The organism is Sinomonas terrae, from assembly GCF_022539255.1.
Lineage (GTDB): Bacteria > Actinomycetota > Actinomycetes > Actinomycetales > Micrococcaceae > Sinomonas > Sinomonas terrae.
Map to the genome: position 1 here is coordinate 3,356,925 of NZ_JAKZBV010000001.1, position 18,409 is coordinate 3,375,333.

The 18,409-nt window shown below is 66.9% G+C and carries 16 protein-coding genes; 3 read left to right on the forward strand and 13 right to left on the reverse strand.

The window, feature by feature from the left end; all coding sequences use genetic code 11:
* Positions 1–7: 7 nt before the first annotated feature.
* Entirely contained in the window at positions 8–748 is a 741-nt protein-coding gene (locus L0M17_RS15480; RefSeq protein WP_241055106.1) for an HNH endonuclease family protein, read from the reverse strand.
* 120 nt (positions 749–868) lie between these two features.
* The gene (locus L0M17_RS15485) at positions 869–1,714 is read right to left on the reverse strand and encodes a pullulanase X25 domain-containing protein (protein ID WP_241055107.1); all 846 of its coding nucleotides are present in this window, start codon (positions 1,712–1,714) and stop codon (positions 869–871) included.
* A 241-nt stretch (positions 1,715–1,955) separates the two neighbouring features.
* Here L0M17_RS15485 and L0M17_RS15490 point away from each other — a divergent pair, with 241 nt between their 5' ends.
* On the forward strand, positions 1,956–5,495 hold the full coding sequence (locus tag L0M17_RS15490; protein WP_241055108.1) for a TM0106 family RecB-like putative nuclease: 3,540 nt from the start codon (positions 1,956–1,958) through the stop codon (positions 5,493–5,495).
* A gap of 232 nt (positions 5,496–5,727) precedes the next feature.
* On the opposite strand, the gene L0M17_RS15495 is transcribed toward L0M17_RS15490, so the two are convergent.
* From L0M17_RS15495 to L0M17_RS15540, 10 genes are all read right to left on the reverse strand, one after another.
* Entirely contained in the window at positions 5,728–6,366 is a 639-nt protein-coding gene (locus tag L0M17_RS15495; protein ID WP_241055109.1) for an MmpS family transport accessory protein, read from the reverse strand.
* 137 nt (positions 6,367–6,503) lie between these two features.
* Positions 6,504–8,018, reverse strand: a complete 1,515-nt coding sequence (locus L0M17_RS22755; RefSeq protein ID WP_241055110.1) for a PKD domain-containing protein — start codon at positions 8,016–8,018, stop codon at positions 6,504–6,506.
* A gap of 187 nt (positions 8,019–8,205) precedes the next feature.
* On the reverse strand, positions 8,206–8,580 hold the full coding sequence (locus L0M17_RS15505) for a cupin domain-containing protein (RefSeq protein WP_241055112.1): 375 nt from the start codon (positions 8,578–8,580) through the stop codon (positions 8,206–8,208).
* Between the two features lie 181 nt (positions 8,581–8,761).
* A complete protein-coding gene (locus L0M17_RS15510; protein WP_241056472.1) occupies positions 8,762–9,196 on the reverse strand; it encodes an acyl-CoA thioesterase in 435 nt (144 codons plus the stop codon).
* Positions 9,197–9,576: 380 nt separating this feature from the next.
* Complete coding sequence (locus tag L0M17_RS15515) at positions 9,577–10,599, reverse strand: urease accessory protein UreD (protein WP_241055114.1); 1,023 nt, start codon at positions 10,597–10,599, stop codon at positions 9,577–9,579.
* Complete coding sequence (gene ureG / locus L0M17_RS15520) at positions 10,596–11,210, reverse strand: urease accessory protein UreG (protein ID WP_241055115.1); 615 nt, start codon at positions 11,208–11,210, stop codon at positions 10,596–10,598. Before ureG ends, L0M17_RS15515 begins: the two co-directional genes overlap by 4 nt.
* 10 nt (positions 11,211–11,220) lie before the next feature.
* The gene (locus L0M17_RS15525; protein ID WP_241055117.1) at positions 11,221–11,922 is read right to left on the reverse strand and encodes an urease accessory protein UreF; all 702 of its coding nucleotides are present in this window, start codon (positions 11,920–11,922) and stop codon (positions 11,221–11,223) included.
* A 31-nt stretch (positions 11,923–11,953) separates the two neighbouring features.
* The gene (gene ureE / locus L0M17_RS15530) at positions 11,954–12,451 is read right to left on the reverse strand and encodes an urease accessory protein UreE (protein ID WP_241055118.1); all 498 of its coding nucleotides are present in this window, start codon (positions 12,449–12,451) and stop codon (positions 11,954–11,956) included.
* A 49-nt stretch (positions 12,452–12,500) separates the two neighbouring features.
* Positions 12,501–14,654: an urease subunit alpha gene (gene ureC, locus L0M17_RS15535; RefSeq protein ID WP_241055120.1), complete on the reverse strand. Its 2,154-nt coding sequence runs from the start codon at positions 14,652–14,654 to the stop codon at positions 12,501–12,503.
* A 9-nt stretch (positions 14,655–14,663) separates the two neighbouring features.
* Entirely contained in the window at positions 14,664–14,966 is a 303-nt protein-coding gene (locus L0M17_RS15540) for an urease subunit gamma (RefSeq protein ID WP_241055122.1), read from the reverse strand.
* 94 nt (positions 14,967–15,060) lie between these two features.
* Here L0M17_RS15540 and L0M17_RS15545 point away from each other — a divergent pair, with 94 nt between their 5' ends.
* A complete protein-coding gene (locus tag L0M17_RS15545) occupies positions 15,061–15,375 on the forward strand; it encodes a pyridoxamine 5'-phosphate oxidase family protein (RefSeq protein ID WP_241055124.1) in 315 nt (104 codons plus the stop codon).
* 182 nt (positions 15,376–15,557) lie between these two features.
* Positions 15,558–15,998 carry a hypothetical protein gene (locus L0M17_RS15550; RefSeq protein ID WP_241055125.1) on the forward strand — a complete coding sequence of 147 codons (441 nt, stop codon included), beginning with the start codon at positions 15,558–15,560 and terminating at the stop codon, positions 15,996–15,998.
* 283 nt (positions 15,999–16,281) lie between these two features.
* Here the strand turns inward: L0M17_RS15550 and L0M17_RS15555 are convergent, their stop codons facing one another.
* Positions 16,282–18,222, reverse strand: a complete 1,941-nt coding sequence (locus L0M17_RS15555; protein ID WP_241056473.1) for an ABC transporter ATP-binding protein — start codon at positions 18,220–18,222, stop codon at positions 16,282–16,284.
* Positions 18,223–18,409 lie beyond the last annotated feature (187 nt).

The following is an 18,409-nucleotide window of genomic DNA, read 5'->3' on the forward strand; positions in this document are numbered from 1 at the left end:
CCATCGCTCAGGCCGCCTTGCACTGGCCGAGCAGGTCCTCCGCCTTGCGGTGTTCGGCGTCGGTCATCCAGAGCCCATACTCCGCTTTGACCTCGACCACCCGGACCGCGTATTGGCACCGGTACGTCCGCTGCGGCGGGAGCCACGTCGCGAGGTCGCCGTCACCCTTCTGCTGATTCGCTGTGCCGTCCACGGCAAGCAGGTTGGCGGGGTCGTTCGCGAAGGCCCGCCGTCGCTCCGCTGACCAGTGCTGGGCGCCCTTCTGCCACGCGTCAGAGAGGGGCACGACGTGGTCGATCTGAACGTCAGCGGAACGCTCCCCACGGGCAAAGCTGATGTGCTTCGCCGTGTACGGGTCGTCGAGCGTCCCTGACGAGACGATGCATCGCGCCGAGCTCTTGGCGAAGACGACGTCGTGGAGGTCTCGGGCCAAGACGTCGTTCCGCGTGTCGCAGCCGTTGCGGTCGACGTCGTCCCATGCCTCCCCGAAGCGTTCCCGCGTGTACCCCGTCTTGGGAGCACGCCCCTCGACGCCGATCCGGCCGAGCGCGGCCTTCGCGGTCGCGAGCCGCTCGGCAGGGACGCTCCCGATCTGGGAGGCCGCCCAAGGCGCGGGCGAGGCGAGGCCCGGCGGATCGATGATCCCTCCGAGCCACGCCGCAAGCACGGCCAAGGCGACGACGATGATGAGCGAGACGGATCGACGCAGCAGCCCGGCTCGACGGGCGGCGCGGAGGCGCGGCGGCATGGACTCCCCCAAAAAGATAGCGGTGCTGTCCCTCGACTCTAGGCGAGAGGAACAGCACCGCTTCCGTCGTTCGGGGGCTATGTGGATAACCACCCCCGATCACTTCAGGAGAGCATCACTTTAGGAGAACGCCACGTCCTTGGTCGTGTGGTTGTACTCGATGGTGACCGGGCCGCCGTCGTGCCTGAGCTCGTGGTTCGCCCCGTTCGGGAAGCCGAACGCGCCGTAGTTCTCGTCCCAGGACCGGTTGATGGCGATCTTGAACGAGTAGGTGCCCGCCGGCAGCTCGACCGTGCGACGCCAGACGGACGTCTCGGGGTCGAGACCCATCTGAACCGCGTCGAGGCTCGGCTCCCAGTCGGCCTCGGCACCGAGAGCGGCGCCGAAGTCACCAGCGATCGCGACCGAACCGGGCTGCGGGGCAGGCGCCTGCGACCCGTTCGATTCAGCGAGGTTCGACTCGGCTGCGGCTTCCTCCTCGGCAAGCGCCTCGGCGGCTTCCGCGACAACCTCCGCGGCTTCTCCCACCTTCTCGGCGACCTTCTGCGCCGTCGTCCGCTTGGCGGCCGCCTTCTTGCCGGCCTTCTTCTTGACCGGCGACTCCGCGGGCACGGCGACCTCCGCGGGGATCGGCGTCCCTTGGGCGAGCGCTTCGGCAAGCGTGTCGACGGTCGGGAACGCCACGAGCGCGCGGAGCCCCTCATCCGTAATCGACCAGCCCGAGCGGCCCTTGACCATCCAGCCGGCCTTCACGAGCTTGGCCGTGGCAGTCGTGAGCGCCTTGTGGCCGCGCGGAATGCCGCCGGACAGGAGCGTCGCCTCATTATCGTCGAACGGCACGAGCTCAACAGCCTGGGCGAGGACGGTACCGGCGTTCGGGTTCTCCCCTGCCCAGCGAGCCTCGGCCAGCCCGTCGAGCACCGCCTTCAGTCGAGCATCCAGCTTCTCGGAGGCGTTCTTCGCCATCCCATCCCCTCTCATTGCGTGGATCACACACCTTGCCTCCCCATGCTTGCGGGTTACTCGTGGGTTCGAGACAAGGTGACCGACTGTGACGCACGCTTGTGCCGCCACAGACCGGTATGCCCAGAGTAGACGCTCTGGGTATTCAGCATCTTAATTGCAGACTACGGTTTGCCGCAGGTGGGTCGAACAAAAATGTCGGACCCGGGTGATCTCATGGTGTCGAGGGTACGGAAGGAGTCTCATGTTCTTTCTCGGCAACCAGACCGGGCTCGTGTTCTCCGCCTCTGACATTGTGACGGCGGCGAAGTGCGAGTTCGCGCTTCTGCGGCAACTCGACGAGAAGCTCGGCCTCGTCCCACGCCTCGTGGTGAGCGACCCGATGCGGGACCGCGCAGCCCTTCTCGGCGATCGCCACGAGCGGACGATTCTGGATGGATTCCGGCGCAAGTACGGGCCGTGGTCACCGGGCCGAGAAGGCGGCGTCGCCGAGATCGCTGAAGTGACCGCGATGGAGCGGGAGATCCTCGACGCGAAGCACGCGGAGTCGCTCGAGGCGCTGCGGGCAGGTGCCGACGTCGTCTATCAGGCAGGCTTCTTCGACGGGCACTTCCACGGGCGCTCCGACTTCCTGGTCCGTCAGGCCGACGGCCGCTATCAGGTTTTCGACACGAAGCTCGCGCGTCACGCGAAGGTCGAGGCGCTCCTCCAACTCGCCGCATACGGCGAGCAGCTCGCCCAGGCCGGCTTCCCGCCGTCGGACGAGGTGACGCTCATCCTCGGCACCGGAGATGAGGCGTCGTTCAGCCTCCCCGACCTGCTTCCTGCCTACCGCGAACGACGCCGGAGGGTCACCGATCTCACAGCCGCGCACCTTGCGCTCGGCCGCCCCGCAGAGTGGGATTCGCCCGGGGTTGCCGCGTGCGGGCGCTGCGAGTATTGCGCGGTTCAGGTCGCCGAACACCGCGATGTGCTGCTCGTGGCCGGCATGAACCTCGCCCGGCGGAAGAAGCTGCGCGAAGCCGGGGTCCGGACCATCGACGAGCTGGCGGCAGTCCCTGAGCCAGCCGAGGACGCGGCTCTGGCGCGCCTGCGTGATCAGGCGCGCTTCCAAGCAGGACTTGAAACGGGCGACGGCGGAGCCCTCGCCCCTGCCCACGGCGACGAGCCCGCACACGAAGTCCGGTTCAAGGTCCTCCCCCAGCACACCATCGGCGCCCTCCCGCCGTCGGACGCAGGGGATGTCTACTTCGACTTCGAGGGTGACCCGCTGTGGCAGGACGCCACGACGGGCCTCTGGGGCATCGAGTACCTCTTCGGCGTCGTCGAGCCGCCAACGGACGACGACGAACCCTACTTCCGCCCGTTCCTCGCCCACACCTTGGCAGAGGAAAAAGAGGCCTTCCTCGCCTTCGTCGAGTACATCGAGCAGAGGCGTTCGCGGCATCCGCGGATGCACGTCTACCACTATGCGGCCTACGAGAAGACCGCCTTGAGGCGCCTCTCGCAGCGGCACGCGGCGGCCGAGGACGTCATCGACACGTGGCTGCGCGAGGGGCTGCTCGTCGACCTCTACGAGACCGTCCGCCACAGCATCCGGATCTCCGAGCGTTCTTACTCGATCAAGAAGCTCGAACCGCTCTACATGGGCAGCGACCTGCGCACGGCCGAGCTCAAGAGCGCGGCCGGATCGGTCGAGATGTATGCGGCGTTCTGCGCTGCACGGGCGGAGGGGGACGAAGTCGAGGCCAAGCGGCTGATCGACCTCATCCTCGAATACAACCAGGATGACTGCGTCTCAACCCTGCGTCTGGATCGTTGGCTCCGGGAACTCGGCGGCGTGAGCCCGGGCGCGCGGGCTCTCGCGCGAGAGGTGGCCGAGCCGCCCATCCTCACGGAGCCTGAACCTGCTGAGAGGCCGCTGCTCGAATACCTGGAACGACGCGGCAGCGACGGCACCGAGGCCGGGACGCAAGATGGCCAGGCGGCCGCCGACGACACCGCGATCGCGTTGCTCGCCGCGGCCGTTCGCTACTACCCGCGGGAGCGCAAATCCTACTGGTGGTCGCACTTTGACCGGCTGGAACGTCCTCTCTCCGAGCTTGAGGCCGTCCGCGACGCGTTCGTTGTGCGTGAGGCGGAGGTTCTCGACGACTGGAAGCCGGACAAGCAGACGTGGGCCCGAACGGTCCGGCTCAAGGGGCAGATAGCACCCGGTTCGGACTTCCGGACGAGCCGAAAGTGGTTCCGGGAGTTCGCGCAGCCCCTGCCCCCGCCCCTCCAGCCGACGGATGCCCAGGGCCTCGGCCGGAATGGCATTGCGGGAACCACCCTGCTGGATGTGAGCTCGGATGGCGTGGACGACGTGCTGGAGGTATTCGAGAAGACTCGGAAGGGCATGGAGCCCTACGCGCAGCTCCCGGTGGCCCTCACCGAGGATCCGCCCCCCGACTCGAAATCCATCGAGGCTGCACAGCGAGAGCTCGCGGTCCGGGCTGCCGAGGCGCTCCCCCGGATGCTTGAACAGCCTTCCATCGACCTCTTGCGTCGTATTCCGCCGAGGACGCGAGACGGCGCTTCGCTCCCGCGCGCAGTGGACGCCGCCGGACTGTCCTCCGCCATCGAGGCAGCAGTCCGTCTGCTCGACCGGTCCTACCTCGCGGTGCAGGGACCTCCCGGGAGCGGGAAGACGTTCGTGGCCAGTCAGGTCATCGAGCGGCTCGTCGCGTCCGGTTGGAAGGTCGGTGTCGTCGGGAACTCCCACGCTGTAGTCGAGAACGTGCTGTGCAAGGCGATCGAGGCCGGCGTTCCGGCCGAGCACGTAGCGAAGAAGCTCAAGGACGGCTCCGATCCGGGGTCTCCGGTCCTCTGGAGTCACGTCGGAGACAAGGCCGTCTCGACGCTCCTCGGCCTCCCGGGTGGATGCCTCGTCGGCGGCACGGCATGGACCATGACGGGGTCATCGGTTCCGGCCGGTTCGCTTGACCTTCTCGTCGTCGACGAGGCCGGGCAGTTCTCGCTCGCGAATACGATTGCGGTCAGCCGCGCTGCATCGCGCTTGCTTCTCCTCGGCGACCCCCAGCAACTCCCTCAAGTGAGCCAAGGGCAGCATCCCGAACCAGTCGACACGTCCGCGCTCGGCTGGCTTGCCGATGGCGAGGCCGTGCTCCCCGAACGCTTCGGCTACTTCCTGCCACAGTCCTGGCGCATGTCGCCGGCGCTCTGCGAGAAGGTCTCGCGACTCTCCTACGCGGGTCGCTTGGAATCGGCATCAGCAGCGCGGGGACGTTCCCTCGAAGGGGTTCCGTCCGGCGTCGAGGCTGTCTTCGTGGACCATGCCGGGAACGCGACGGCCTCCGCTGAGGAAGCCGCCGAAGTCGTGAGGCAGGTACGGAAGCACCTCGGCCTCGCTTGGCACGACGGGCGCGCGACCCGCAAGCTCGGTCCCGAGGATCTCATCGTCGTCGCCCCGTACAACGCGCAGGTCAACCTCATCCGCTCGGAGCTCGACGCCGCCGGGCTCCACGCGACCCCCGTCGGAACGGTCGACCGATTCCAAGGCCAGGAAGCAGTCGTCGCGATCGTCTCGATGGCGTGTTCGGACCCGTCGGAAGCACCGCGCGGCATGGAGTTCCTCCTCAACCGGAATCGGATCAACGTCGCGGTCTCCCGCGCGATGTGGCGAGCAGTCGTCGTCCGCTCACGCCGCCTGACCGCCTACCTCCCCACGAAGCCAGCAACGCTCGAGGACCTCGGGGCCTTCATCGGGCTGTGCGAAGGCTGAACGCATGGAGGCAAGCGCGGTTTCAAGCGGAGTTCATGCCGACTCCCGAGGCCGTCGGCACGGCACGGATAGCGGGGAGAGCGCCGGAGCGGGTGTAGAGGCATACCGCCCACCTCCCCGGGGCAAGGGCTCCTAGACGCGCCTAGGCTCCAGAGCGCTAGGACAGAAGCAGCGGCCGACCCGGAATGGTCGGCCGCTGCTCTTCGTAGGATGTCGTCGCTGAGCCGGGTCGTTACTGGGCAGTGGCGTTGCACGTCGCCATGGCTGCGGTTCCGGTGCCAGTATTCTTGGCGACGCTCTTGCCATCGACGCTGATCTCGCAGGACACAGACGAGGATGCGTTCTCCATGTCCGACGAGCTGACGGTCACGGATGTCGCCGTGAATCCGGTCGAGGTGACGTCCTTCGTCCACGCCGAAGTGACGTCAGCCTGGCTCATTCCGCTAGGGGTCCAGTAGCTAACCGTAGCGGCGCCATTCGTCGTGATCTTGTACTGGATCGAGTGCGGTGCGTTCGCCTGAGCCGAGTAGCTCGCGATGCTCTTCGAGGCTTCATGCGCCGCAGAACCCACGGCAGCGAGGACGACAACGTTGATGACGAGAGCGGTGATGAAGGAGATGACGGCGAGCACGAGCCCGATGATCGCCATAGCTTTTCCGCCCAACTTGCGGATAAGCGAGATCAACGCGCACGCCAACGCCACGAGAGCGAGAACGAACGCCATCATGTTGACGACCGGGATGAAGCTGAAAATAAAGGCGAGCACTCCGAGGACCAGCGCAATAATCGCGAGGGCGGCGCTCTTACGCGCAGGTTGCGGCGCGCCGTAAACAGGCTGCTGCTGAATCGGCGAGCCAGACGTGGTGGACATGATTCTCCCTTGAGGATTCACGACGCCACGTCTTCGGCCCATACCGACGATCTCCGGCGTCGGCATCATCGTGCCATGGGGCACCGACAATTTTACGTGTACAACACGATGTGTCGACCGCACGTCGCGGGCCGCCCTCAACCGTTCGCGATGGTGAAGGCCTCAGCACCGCAGGCAGAATTCAGGGCTTGGTTGTTGCCGTCCCCTGAGTAGCTGGATGCCCAGCGCCAGGTCCCCGCCGTGGTCGCGTGGAACGTGGTGTTGGTGGTGCTGTACGTGCCATTCCCACTCGTGACTTGCACCGTTTGGGTCAGGGCGGGAGTGAGTGAACACGTTGTGTCGTTGGGCGAATACAGGTTGAAGGTGATCGTCCCGGTCGGATTGGCTGCGCCCGAGAGGGTCAAGCTGTCGTTCGGGATCATGTCCTGGGCCGTCGATGCGGTCGGCTGCACCTTCCCGACCGCGATGCTCGAGCTCGTCGAATTCGACCCGGCGGCGTTGGTGGCAGTCAGCTTCGCCGTGTAGGTCCCGGGGGCGGCATAGGTGTGGCTGGGGTTCTGCGCGGTGGATGTAGCGCCGTCACCGAAGTCCCAAGCCCAAGACGTCGGCGAGCCTGTGGAGGTGTCCGTGAAGGCCACGTTGAGCGGGGCGGCTCCAGACGTCGGGGACGCTTTGAAGGAGGCAACTGGCGCCTGAAGGGCACTGACGGTGATCGTCGAGCTGGTCGAATTCGACCCGGTCGCGTTCGTGGCAGTCAGCGTCGCGGTGTAGGTCCCGGCGCTGGCGTAGGTGTGGGTCGGATTCTGCGAGGTGGATGTTCCGCCGTCGCCGAAGTTCCACGACCAGGATGTCGGCGAGCCGGTGGAGGTGTCGGTGAAGGCCACGTTGAGCGGGGCGATCCCTGAGGTGGGAGACGCTGTGAAGGAGGCAACTGGGGCAGGTGCCGGGATTACGCTTTTGACGACCAGATCGTCGATGTATGTGTCCTCCATCTGCTGATAATGCTCAGCGCCGTTCATCACGCTCGTCACCGAGGACGCCACAGTGCTCACCTGGTTGCTGGAGTACACCGAAGCGCCGTCGAACCAGACCTGAACCGTCGTCGCGGTCCCGTTCGGGATGACATGAATGACCACGTGATGCCACGTGTTCAGGGGAATGGTCGAGGACAGCAGCCGGGTGAACGTGAACGATCCGCTCGGCGCGAGGACACGCAGCCACAGCTGGCCGTTGTCGTCGTAACGGTAGACATCGACGAAGCGGGTGCTGCCGGAGAAGAAGCGGAAGTACGGCACGTCCCAACCCGAAACACCAGCTTGGGCGATATCGAACCAGCCGTCGGCGTAGACCTCCTGGGTGCCGGTGGGCAGCTGGGTCGAGAAATTCGCAAGCGAAGTCGTGTCGGTGGTCGCATGTACATAGGCCGAGCACGCGCCGTCGTGCGCCTGGGCCGAGGAAACCGCTACGGTGCCTGTTCCCGACGTCTGCACTGCATACCCGGACAGCGTCCCCGACTCGAAGTTGTCGGCTTTCACGACCGTGCCGGGATAGCTGTCATTCGGCGTGCTCGTCCCCGGCTGGCAGGTGACGGCATAAGCCGGGACGGCCAGCAACGACGGGCTCACGATCAGGGGCAGCACAAGTGCAGCCACCGCCCCCAGCGTGCGTAATGTTCGATTCACCACATGCCTCCGGTCCAGGCAGTTCGCCGTTCAGGCAGTTCGCCGTTCAAGCAGTTTGCCGTTCAGGCAGTTCGCCGTTCAGGCAGTTCGCCATTCAAAAAGAAGGAGCCGGGACCGTTAGCGCTTCGCCGAGGTCCCGGCCCTTGATTGCCTGCTGCTAGTCCGCCTTGGCGTAGGTGGCAGCACTGAGGAATTCGAGCCCTACGAATTTCTCGTTGCCGACGACCCAGGCGTCATGGCCTGGAGGAATCGTGTAGGTATCTCCTGCCTTGACGGTCGTGGTCTCGCCGCTGTCGAGGCGCACTTCCAACGAGCCGGAGATGCAGTACCCGACGTGGTTGTTCTGACAGCTGTCAGTGTGGGCCACGGGCTTGATGCAGTCAGACCACCTCCAGCCCGCGTCGAAGCTGAAGCGGCCGATGGTGTATTCGCCGAGGTTGACGATGTCGATCTCGGACTTGTCTGGACGGCGCTTCTCGTCTGGAGCGTCGAGAGACTTCGCTGTGAGGGATGTGACGATGTTGGTCGGCATGATGCGCCTCTTAGGGGGTGCGGGCCCGGACATGGCGACGCCGGGTGGGCAGACCCCTCCCACAGCCGGCGCGTTCGCCGCCCGTCGGCCTCCAGCATCCGGCCGGGTAGCTCTGCACTTCAGATCGGTTTAGCTTAGACGGGGGCGCCGAGGTGTCAAGAGCCCTACGTCCCGCGAGCTTTCAGCGCTCGAACAGGCCCTTCCCCACGTAGGGCGCGAGGCGGCCTCGCTGCTCCTCGGTCAGGCGCAGAAGGCGCCCGGAAGACTCGTCGACGAAGGCGACTGCCGTCGTCGCCCGCACGCACTCGTGGCCGTCTACGGGATCGTGGATCACGTAGTCGAGCGTGAGGGCGGCGGCCTTGAGCCCGCTCACCCAGACATCGACCTCGGCGGCCACGTTCCGGTAGTCGAGAGGCTTGAGGTACCGCACGCGATGTTCGACGACGAGCGCGAGCGTGCCCTCCGGTACGTCCGAGAACAGGGGAACGATGGGGTCGACGCCGGAAGCTCCCGTGCCGCCGGGAGGGCCGAAGGCCGCGATGCGCGCTTCCTCGAGCATCCGGACGATCTGCACGTTGTTGATGTGGCCGTAGGCGTCCATGTCGCCCCAGCGCATGGGGACGCGCACTCGCAGCCGAGTCCCGGCGTCGCCCGTTCCGGGCTCGCCCGGAAGGGAGCCGCCGCTCTGTTCCGCTGTCGTCATGCCGTCCGGTCTATCACAGGGCCTAGTCCCCCTTGGGCCAGTCCCCCCTTGGGCCAGTCACCTTTGGCCCGGCCCCCCACGGCTTTGGTTGGCGGGGCCGGGCCAGGAGCGCTCGATGCTCCGCTGGCACTGCCCCTCCAGAGCCGGAGGGACCCGGCTCCGGGACCCGAGCCACGCTCGCCGGTCCCAGCCGGTTCGTTGCTTCCAGCTTAGGGAGGCAAGCTTGCCGAGGAATGACGCGAGTGTTTAATGCTCGTTACGTTGGCTCGGGAGAACGACGACGCCGCGCGGCTTCAGAGCTTGCGCAGGTTCAGGGGGGCCTGCCCGTGCCAGTTGGCGCGCATCCAGTTGAGCACCGCGTGGACCACGGCCTCGGCGGACTGGGTGGAGTCCGCGAGCGCGCGGAGGGCGAAGCCCGGGACTTCGAGACGAGTGACGCCGATGAGCGGCGACCGAGAAGACGACCGAGAAGACGGCGCGGCCTGCGAAGGCGACCCGAACCGTTCGGCGAGCAGCGCGCGAAGGGCGGCGACAGCGCCGTCGTCGGCCGTGGGGTCCACGACGAGCAGGGACGCGATGTGGGAACGGCCGTCGAGCATGAGCGGCCCCGTTCCGCCGTCGTCCGGCCGGATGAGGAGGTTGTCGGCGACCGCCAAGCGGCCTGCAAGCCGCACGCGGGTCACGAGCGAGACCTCTTCGAAGCGGAACGGCTCGCCTTGCGGGGACCAGCCCTGCGTGACGATCTCGGCGAGCGCGAGCGATGCGTCCGCCGCCATCTCTACCTGCGTGTCCTGGTGATACCGAGCCTCGCGGTACGCAATGAGGGCGTCCGGGACGGACTCAAGGCGTGCTCCGGGCCCGAGGTGGAGGTGCTGGACTGCACGAACCGGGCCCTGCGGGGTCCGGTAGACCTTCGTGGCGGACTGGGTCGTGAGCAGCACGGAGGCGCCCTCCGCGACCTCGATCCGCGTCGCGTAAGTGTCCCCGCCGAGGTAGCCGCCGCCCGGATTCACGAGAGTGAACGAAGGCTGCCCCGAGGCGTCCGGGTAGTGGGCCCTGAGCACCCGCAGGGAGCCGGCGGTGAACTGGCCGACGGCGGCGCTCCGGCTCCCGCGGCGGGCGATGCGAAGGCGCAGCTCGCCCGTGAGGCGAGCGGCCGTCGTCGTCCGCTCCCCTTGCGCCGCCAACCCCCGTTGCGCCGTCAGCTCCCCTTGCGCCGCCAACCCCCGTTGCGCCGTCACCTCTGCAGGGTGTGACCCTGCGGAGGTGACGGCGCGAGATGGGGCGACGACGGCGGGGTCCGGCTCGGGCGTCACGCGAGGTCCGTCATAAGCACGTCGCGTCGGATCCACTCGAGCACGTAGTCGAGGCCCTCGTCCGTCTTCAGATTCGTGAAGCAGAACGGCTTGTCCCCGCGGAAGGACTTCGAGTCGCGTTCCATGGTCTCGAGATCGGCGCCCACGAACGGGGCGAGATCGGTCTTGTTGATGACGAGCAGGTCCGACTTGATCATCCCCTGCCCGGCCTTCCGCGGGATCTTCTCGCCTTGGGCCACGTCGATGACGTAGATCGAGAAGTCCACGAGCTCGGGACTGAACGTCGCCGAGAGGTTGTCGCCGCCGGACTCGACGAAGATGAGCTCGAGGTCGGAGTGGCGCTCCTTGAGCTCCTCGATCGCCGCCGTATTCATGGACGTGTCCTCGCGGATCGCGGTGTGCGGGCAGCCCCCGGTCTCGACGCCGACGATCCGATCCTCCGGAAGCACCCCGTTCCGGGCAAGGATCTTCGCGTCCTCGATCGTGTAGATGTCGTTCGTGATGGCGGCCATCGAGAGATCGCCGATGAGCGCCCGCGTCACGCGCTCCACGAGTTGCGTCTTGCCAGCGCCCACGGGGCCGCCGATGCCGATGATGACTGGATCACTCACGTCAATCTCCTTAGCTCATGAACAGGCGCGCACGCTGGTGCTCGTGCCTCATCTGGTGGATTTCGAGGGCCGGTGCTGCGGCGCCGAAGTGCCGCGGGTCGACGGTGCGGGAACGCACGACGGCGGCCGGCACCTTCGCGCGGAGTGTCGCCAGGACCCGTTGTCCGGCGAGCTGACCGAGCGGGATTGCGCGAACGGCGTTGTACGTGAGGGAGGTCAGGGTCGAATAGAGATAGGCCTCGACAAGCGTCTCCTCGTCGAGGCCTTGGCCCGCGCCCCCGAGCGCGAACGCAACCGCATGGTGGCCGCGGCACCTGCCGTCTGCAACGGCTGAGCTGTACTCCTCAACGACGGTGGATGGGAAGGCTTCCCGCGCGATCTCCAGAAGGCGGCGCCCCATCTTGAGGCTCGCGGCGCGGATCTGTGCGGGGATGAGGAGCGCGGTGAGTTCGGCGTCGAGGGCCTCAATTCCGGCGATTCCCTCTGTGCGGGAAGCGGCGTGTGCGCGGCGCACGACGACGGCGTCGGTGTGGGTGAGCTGCGTCGCCAGGAAACCCTCGAGCCATGCGAGGAGCGTTGTCTCGTCACTGACTTCGCCTGACCCGAGATAGGCCTCGAGCCCGAAGGAGTGGCTGAACGCCCCGGTGGGCAGGGCCGAGTCGGTGAGCTGGAGAAGCGTGCTTGTCCAGGACATGTCAGCGCGTGTGCCCATCAGCGCGTGCGTCCATCAGCGTTTGTGCCCATCAGTGCGTGTGCTCGGCGTGGCGGAACGGAACGGCCATCACCCGTTCCTCGCGGGAATACGGGACGCCGTGGCGGTCGAGGAAGTCCTGGACGGTGTGGTCATACTGGCAGACCATGACCTCCGAACCGCCGAATCCGCCGTCCGTGTCGAAGAACTGGGCCTGAAGGTGCCGGTTCCCGAGCGAATGCGCGGTGAACAGGGCCTCGCCGATGGTTCGCGGCGCGATGACCAGGACGTCGGTCGGCTCGACGGCGATCACCACGACGTTGCCTAGATGGTCGCCGCCCTCCTGGACCGCGAGGATGTCGCCGTCACGCAGGTCCGGCGAGCCGGCCGGGAGCCGGATCCCGATCTCTGTTCCATGATCCGTGCGGACCCGCAGGATGCGCTTCGCAAGGTCCGCGCTCGGCAGGACGACCCGCTCGCGATGGTGGCCTTCGTACGCGACGGCCGCGTCGTCGTCGTACATGTTCCCGAGGATCTCGGTGACGATCATGTGCGTTCACTCCCAGAAGCGGACCTGACGAACAGACCCAAGAATGCCATCAGAACAAGAAATAGCGCTGCGCGAGCGGCAGGGTCTCGACGGGATCGCACGTTGCGAGTTCGCCGTCGACCCTCACCTCGTAGGTTTCGGGATCGACCTCGATGCTCGGCGTCTCGCCGTTGAACGGGAGGTCGGCTTTTCGGAGGGAGCGGATGCCGCCGACGGCGCGGATGTTCTTTTTGAGCCCCAGCCGCTCGGGCACGCCGAGATCGATCGCCGCGCGGGAGAGGAACGTGATCGATGAGCTCTGGGCGCTCCCGCCGTACGCGGCCCACGCCATGCGGAGCGTCTGGGGCTGCGGGGTCGGGATCGAGGCGTTGGGATCGCCCATGATGGAGTTCGCGATCGTCCCCCCTTTGATGACGAGGTCCGGCTTCACGCCGAAGAACGCGGGGTCCCACAGGACGAGGTCGGCGAACTTGCCGACCTCGACCGATCCCACGAAGTCGCCGATCCCCTGGGCGATGGCCGGGTTGATCGTGTACTTCGCGATGTAGCGCTTGATGCGGAAGTTGTCCGCGGGTCCCGGGCCGCCGCCGTCGGCCGGGGCAAGTGGCCCCCGCTGGGCCTTCATCTTGTCCGCGAGCTGCCACGTGCGCGTGATGACCTCGCCCACCCGGCCCATCGCCTGCGAGTCACTCGACATGATCGAGAAGACGCCCAGATCGTGGAGCACGTCCTCGGCCGCGATCGTCTCAGCGCGGATCCGGGAATCGGCGAAGGCAACGTCCTCGGGAATCTGCGGGCTCAGGTGGTGGCACACCATGAGCATGTCGAGGTGTTCCTCGGCCGTGTTCCGGGTGAACGGGATGGTGGGGTTGGTCGAGGCCGGGAGAACGTTGGGTCGGCCGGCGATGGCGATGATGTCTGGGGCGTGGCCGCCGCCGGCACCCTCGGTGTGGAACGTGTGGATGACGCGGTCGCCGATCGCGGCAATCGTGTCCTCGACGAAGCCGCACTCGTTGAGGGTGTCGGTGTGGATGGCGATCTGCACGTCGTACTCGTCCGCGATGCGCAGAGACGTATCAATCGACGAGTGCGTCGCGCCCCAATCCTCGTGGATCTTGAGGCCGATCGCCCCCGCCTCGATCTGCTCCGCGAGCGGCTCCGTCCGGCTCGCGTGCCCCTTGCCGAGGAAGCCGAAGTTCATGGGCAGCCCCTCGACGGCCTCGAGCATCCGGGCGATGTGCCACGCACCGGGGGTCACCGTCGTCGCCTTCGTCCCCTCGGCCGGACCCGTCCCGCCGCCGATCATCGTCGTGATCCCGGATGCCAGGGCGGTCGGGACTTGGTCCGGGGAGATGAAGTGGATGTGCGTGTCGATCCCGCCCGCAGTGAGGATCTTCCGCTCCCCCGCGATGATCTCCGTCGACGCGCCGACCGTGATGTCGACGCCGTCCTGCAGGAGCGGGTTTCCTGCCTTGCCGATGGCTTGGACGTGGCCGTCGCGCACGGCGACGTCGGCCTTGTAGATGCCCGCGTAGTCGACGATGAGCGCGTTCGTGATGACGGTGTCCGGGACGCCCTCCAGGCCGCCCGCCGCACCCCTTGTCAGCCGCCCATTCTGCCCCATGCCGTCACGCAGCACCTTGCCGCCGCCGAACACGACCTCGTCCCCATACACGGTGTAGTCGTCCTCGACTTCGGCGAACAGGCCGGTGTCGCCGAGGCGCACGCGGTCACCGACGGTCGGGCCGTAGAGCTGGGCGTACTGCGAGCGCGGGATGGTGCGGTTGGGGATCCCCTTGGCAGGCGAAGGCTCGGGCGGGACGGACGACGGCGCCGCGCCGCCGTCGTCGTTCGTCTCGCCTTGTGCGCCCGGGGGGTCAAGCGGACCATCGGTGAGGTTCCGAAGCCCGTAGACCTCGCGCGCACCGCCGAGCGGCACGAGGCGCACCGTCTTGCGGTCGCCGGGCTCGAAGCGGACAGCGGTGCCTGCGGGAATGTCGAGGCGGAGGCCGTGGGCGGCCTCGCGGTCGAAGTCGAGGGCCCGGTTCGTCTCGGCGAAGTGGTAGTGGGAGCCGACCTGGACGGGGCGATCGCCCGTGTTGGTGACCTCGAGTTCGGTGACGGGACGCCCCTCGTTGAGGACGATCTCCCCGTCCGCGGGGAGGGTCTGGCCCGGGATGAAGGGCTCGGCCTGCTCGCTCATGCGGTCCTCCTAGCGGATCGGCTCGTGGACGGTGACGAGCTTCGTGCCGTCCGGGAAGGTGGCCTCGATCTGGACGTCATGGATCATCTCGGGCACGCCCTCCATGACATCCTCGCGCGCAAGGATCGTGGTGCCCCAGCTCATGAGCTCGGCGACGCTGCGCCCGTCCCGCGCACCCTCGATGAGCTCGTAGCTGATGATCGCGACCGCCTCGGGATAGTTCAGCTTGAGTCCGCGCGCCTGCCGCCGCCGGGCGAGATCCGCCGCGACGACGATCATGAGCTTCTCCTGTTCGCGCGGACTGAGCCTCACGGGTTCTCCTCAAGACGGGCGGCGGGGACCTAATCTGGGGATGCTAGGCGGCTCATATTACCTGTGTGTTTCCAAGCGTGAGAGAGGGAAGACCATGCTGTTCCAGCACGGCGACGACAACCCTGTCCACCGTCTCCTCATCCGCACCACCCCCGGCACGAAGTTCGCCGAGGTCGTGATCGGCGGCAAGATGGCGTTCGAGGCCGACCACGTCCTGCCGGATGAGGCATGGAGCGTCGTCGTCAAGGGCAGTGCCCGCCTTCTCGAGCACTCGGGCGAGATCGAAGCGGCCGAGGCCACTGGCATCGAGTCCTGGCTGCCGACCGTCAAGACCGTCTACGTGGAGATCAAGCCGAAGCACGTCGAAGGGCGCCACTTCCGGCTCGGGCCGGAGCCCGCGGAGTCCTAGGCGCCGCGCTCGAAGGACCTTGTGCACGTGCGGCTCCTGCGGAGGGAGTAGCGGAACTTACTCCCCCGGCGGGAGGACCGTCACAGGTTCGCGGGGAACAATAGGCCTCGAATCGCTCCGAAACGGCCGCTCGAAACGACGCGGCGGCGCTGAGCGGACCAAACCGATTGCGAGGAGAACCTATGACCACGCCTGCAACCCCTCAACCGAACAAGCTACTCCGCCGCTCGCGGGAGGCGCTCGCGACGCTCGGCGTGCAGTTCCTGCTAGGAATGGGCGCGAACCTCGTCGGGACGCCCCAGGACAACACCGACGGCGGCCGGATCGTGGCGGCGTCCCTGCTTGGCCTGCACATTCTCGTGGGTGTGGCGGTCGTCGTCGTCGCGATCCGCCTGTGGATGGTGGCCCGCGACGAGGAACTCGGCGAGCGTGTGGCCCTCTGGGCGCTGGTGGTCCTCGCGGTGACATTCCTCATCGGCATCGGCACCATGCTCATGGACAGCGGATGGCTCTCGTTCCTCATGGCCCTCGGCTGGCTGATCGGAGTCGGCCTCTACATCCAGACCTTCGTCCTCGCTTCGCGGGCAGGCGCGGGGACGCGCCCGTCAACTGGAATTGTCTGATCCCCCCTCGTCCGACCCCCGCTCCGCCCGGCCCCGGCCCCACTGGTCTTCGTTTCGGGTACAGATAAACCCTCCCCCAAACCTTTCGGGTACAGATAATCCCTCCCCCAAACCTTTCGGGTACAGATAATCCCTCGGTTGAGTGGACTATCTGTACCCGAAACGCCGGCGGGGGCGGATACCTGTACCCGAAACGCGTCAGGTAAGGGATATCTGTACCCGAAACGCGTCAGGTAAGGGATATCTGTACCCGAAACGAGGAGTGGGCCGGGGTGGGGGCTTGCTAGGTGGCCGCCGTTCCTGCGGTCGCCGCTCCTGCGGTCGCCGCAGCAGCCTCGGCCTCCAGGTCGAGACCGCCCGCGAACTGGCTCATGTACAGCCGGTGGTACGCGCCGCGGCGATCGAGGAGCTCCTCGTGGTTGCCCTGCTCGACGATCTTGCCCTCCTCCATGACGAGGATGGTGTCCGCATCGCGGATCGTCGAGAGGCGGTGCGCGATCACGAACGACGTCCGGTCGGTGCGCAGCGCCCGCATGGCCTTCTGGACGAGCAGCTCGGTGCGGGTGTCGACCGACGAGGTGGCCTCGTCCAGAATCAGCAGTGACGGGTTCGCGACGAACGCGCGCGCGATCGTGATGAGCTGCTTCTCGCCAGCTGCAATGTTGGTGCCCTCCTCGTCGATGACGGTCTGGTAGCCGTCCGGGAGCAGGCGCACGAAGCGGTCCACGTACGTGGCCTTCGCGGCTGCCATGACCTGCTCTTCGGTCGCGTCGAGGTTGCCGTAGCGGATGTTGTCGTAGATCGTCCCGCCGAAGAGCCACGCGTCCTGCAGCACCATCCCGATCTTGGACCGCAGTTCGGACCGGGAGAGATCCCGGATGTCGACGCCGTCGAGCAGGATGCGCCCGCTCTGGATCTCGTAGAACCGCATGACGAGGTTCACGAGCGTCGTCTTGCCGGCGCCTGTCGGCCCGACGATCGCCACGGTGTTCCCCGGATGGGCCGTGAGGGAGAGGTCCTCGATGAGGGGCTTGTCCGGCGAGTACGAGAACGAGACATCCTCGAAGTCCACGTGACCGTCGGTGACGGCCGGGAGGTGGTTCGTCGCCGTCTCGGGCTCCTGCTCCTCAGCGTCCAGCAGCTCGAATACGCGCTCCGCGGACGCGACACCGGACTGGAGCATGTTCGCCATTCCCGCGATCTGACCCAGCGGCTGGGTGAACTGCCGCGAGTACTGGATGAAGGCAGTCGCGTCGCCGAGGGTCATGAGGCCCCCCGCGACCCGCAGGCCGCCGACGACGGCGATCCCCACGTACGCGAGGTAGCTGATCCAGTTCATGATCGGGAACATCATGCCGGAGACGAACTGCGCGCCGAAGGACACCTTGTAGAGGTCCTCGTTCTTGCTGTCGAAGCCCGCGACGAGGTCGTCGCGCCGGCCGAACAGGATCGCGAGCTCATGGCCAGAGAACGACTCCTCGATGTGGCCGTTGAGGATGCCCGTGTTCTTCCACTGCGCTTGGAACATCTTCTGACTGCGCGAACCGATGACCCCGGTGACGACGGCGGAGAGCGGCAGCGCGATGAGCGCGATGAGGGCGAGTTCCCACGAGACGATGAACATCATGACGACGATGCCGAGGACCTGCAGGATCGAGGACAGGAGCTGGGAGAACGCCTGCTGGAGAGCCTGCTGGACGTTGTCGACGTCGTTCGTCACCCGGGAGAGGAGATCGCCGCGCTGCCGGGTGTCGAAGTAGCCGAGCGGGAGCCGGTTGAGCTTCGCCTCGACGTCCCGCCGCAGCCGGTACACAACGCGCATGACGACGCGGTTCAGGATGAAGCCCTGCGCCCACATGAAGAGGCTCGCCACGAAGTACATCACGAGGATGACCGAGATCAGGTACGTCAGCTGGTGGAAGTCGATGCCCTGGCCGGGGACGAGGTTCATGGGCGCGAGCATGTCGGCGACGTTGCCCTGACCGTGGGCCCGGAGCCCAGCGATCACCTGGTCCTTCGACACGCCGGCGGGCATCTGCTTCCCCACGACGCCGGCGAAGATCACGTCCATGGCGTTGCCGAGGATCTTCGGGGCGATGACCGACAGGACCACCGAGATGATGATGAACGCGACGACGACGACCATCCACCCGGACTCCGGCCGGATGAGGGTCAGCAGCCGCTTGGCACTCCCCCGGAAGTTCTTCGCCTTCTTCGTCGGCATCTGCTGGCCGAAGCCCCCGCCACCCCCGCCGTGGCCGCCGCGCGAGCGCGGTGACTCGAGGTCGTCGTCGAGCTCGTCCTCAACGCCGCCGTCGACAACCCCGCCGTCGACGCCAGCTGCGAGCGCCGTCTTCGCATCGCCGTTGGCCTGACCCTTTTCCTGGCCCTTTTCCTGCACCGTTCGCTCT

Excerpts from the sequence above, each read along its gene's own strand:
- ureC (WP_241055120.1), bottom strand. The coding sequence starts at position 14,654 with ATGAGCGAGCAGGCCGAGCCCTTCATCCCGGGCCAGACCCTCCCCGCG.
- L0M17_RS15525 (WP_241055117.1), bottom strand. The coding sequence starts at position 11,922 with ATGGGCACACGCGCTGACATGTCCTGGACAAGCACGCTTCTCCAGCTC.
- ureE (WP_241055118.1), bottom strand. The coding sequence starts at position 12,451 with ATGATCGTCACCGAGATCCTCGGGAACATGTACGACGACGACGCGGCC.
- L0M17_RS15485 (WP_241055107.1), bottom strand. The coding sequence starts at position 1,714 with ATGGCGAAGAACGCCTCCGAGAAGCTGGATGCTCGACTGAAGGCGGTG.
- L0M17_RS15550 (WP_241055125.1), top strand. The coding sequence starts at position 15,558 with ATGACCACGCCTGCAACCCCTCAACCGAACAAGCTACTCCGCCGCTCG.
- L0M17_RS15490 (WP_241055108.1), top strand. The coding sequence starts at position 1,956 with ATGTTCTTTCTCGGCAACCAGACCGGGCTCGTGTTCTCCGCCTCTGAC.
- L0M17_RS15495 (WP_241055109.1), bottom strand. The coding sequence starts at position 6,366 with ATGTCCACCACGTCTGGCTCGCCGATTCAGCAGCAGCCTGTTTACGGC.
- L0M17_RS15555 (WP_241056473.1), bottom strand. The coding sequence starts at position 18,222 with ATGCCGACGAAGAAGGCGAAGAACTTCCGGGGGAGTGCCAAGCGGCTG.
- L0M17_RS15505 (WP_241055112.1), bottom strand. The coding sequence starts at position 8,580 with ATGCCGACCAACATCGTCACATCCCTCACAGCGAAGTCTCTCGACGCT.
- L0M17_RS15480 (WP_241055106.1), bottom strand. The coding sequence starts at position 748 with ATGCCGCCGCGCCTCCGCGCCGCCCGTCGAGCCGGGCTGCTGCGTCGA.
- L0M17_RS15545 (WP_241055124.1), top strand. The coding sequence starts at position 15,061 with ATGCTGTTCCAGCACGGCGACGACAACCCTGTCCACCGTCTCCTCATC.
- L0M17_RS15510 (WP_241056472.1), bottom strand. The coding sequence starts at position 9,196 with ATGCGCTGGGGCGACATGGACGCCTACGGCCACATCAACAACGTGCAG.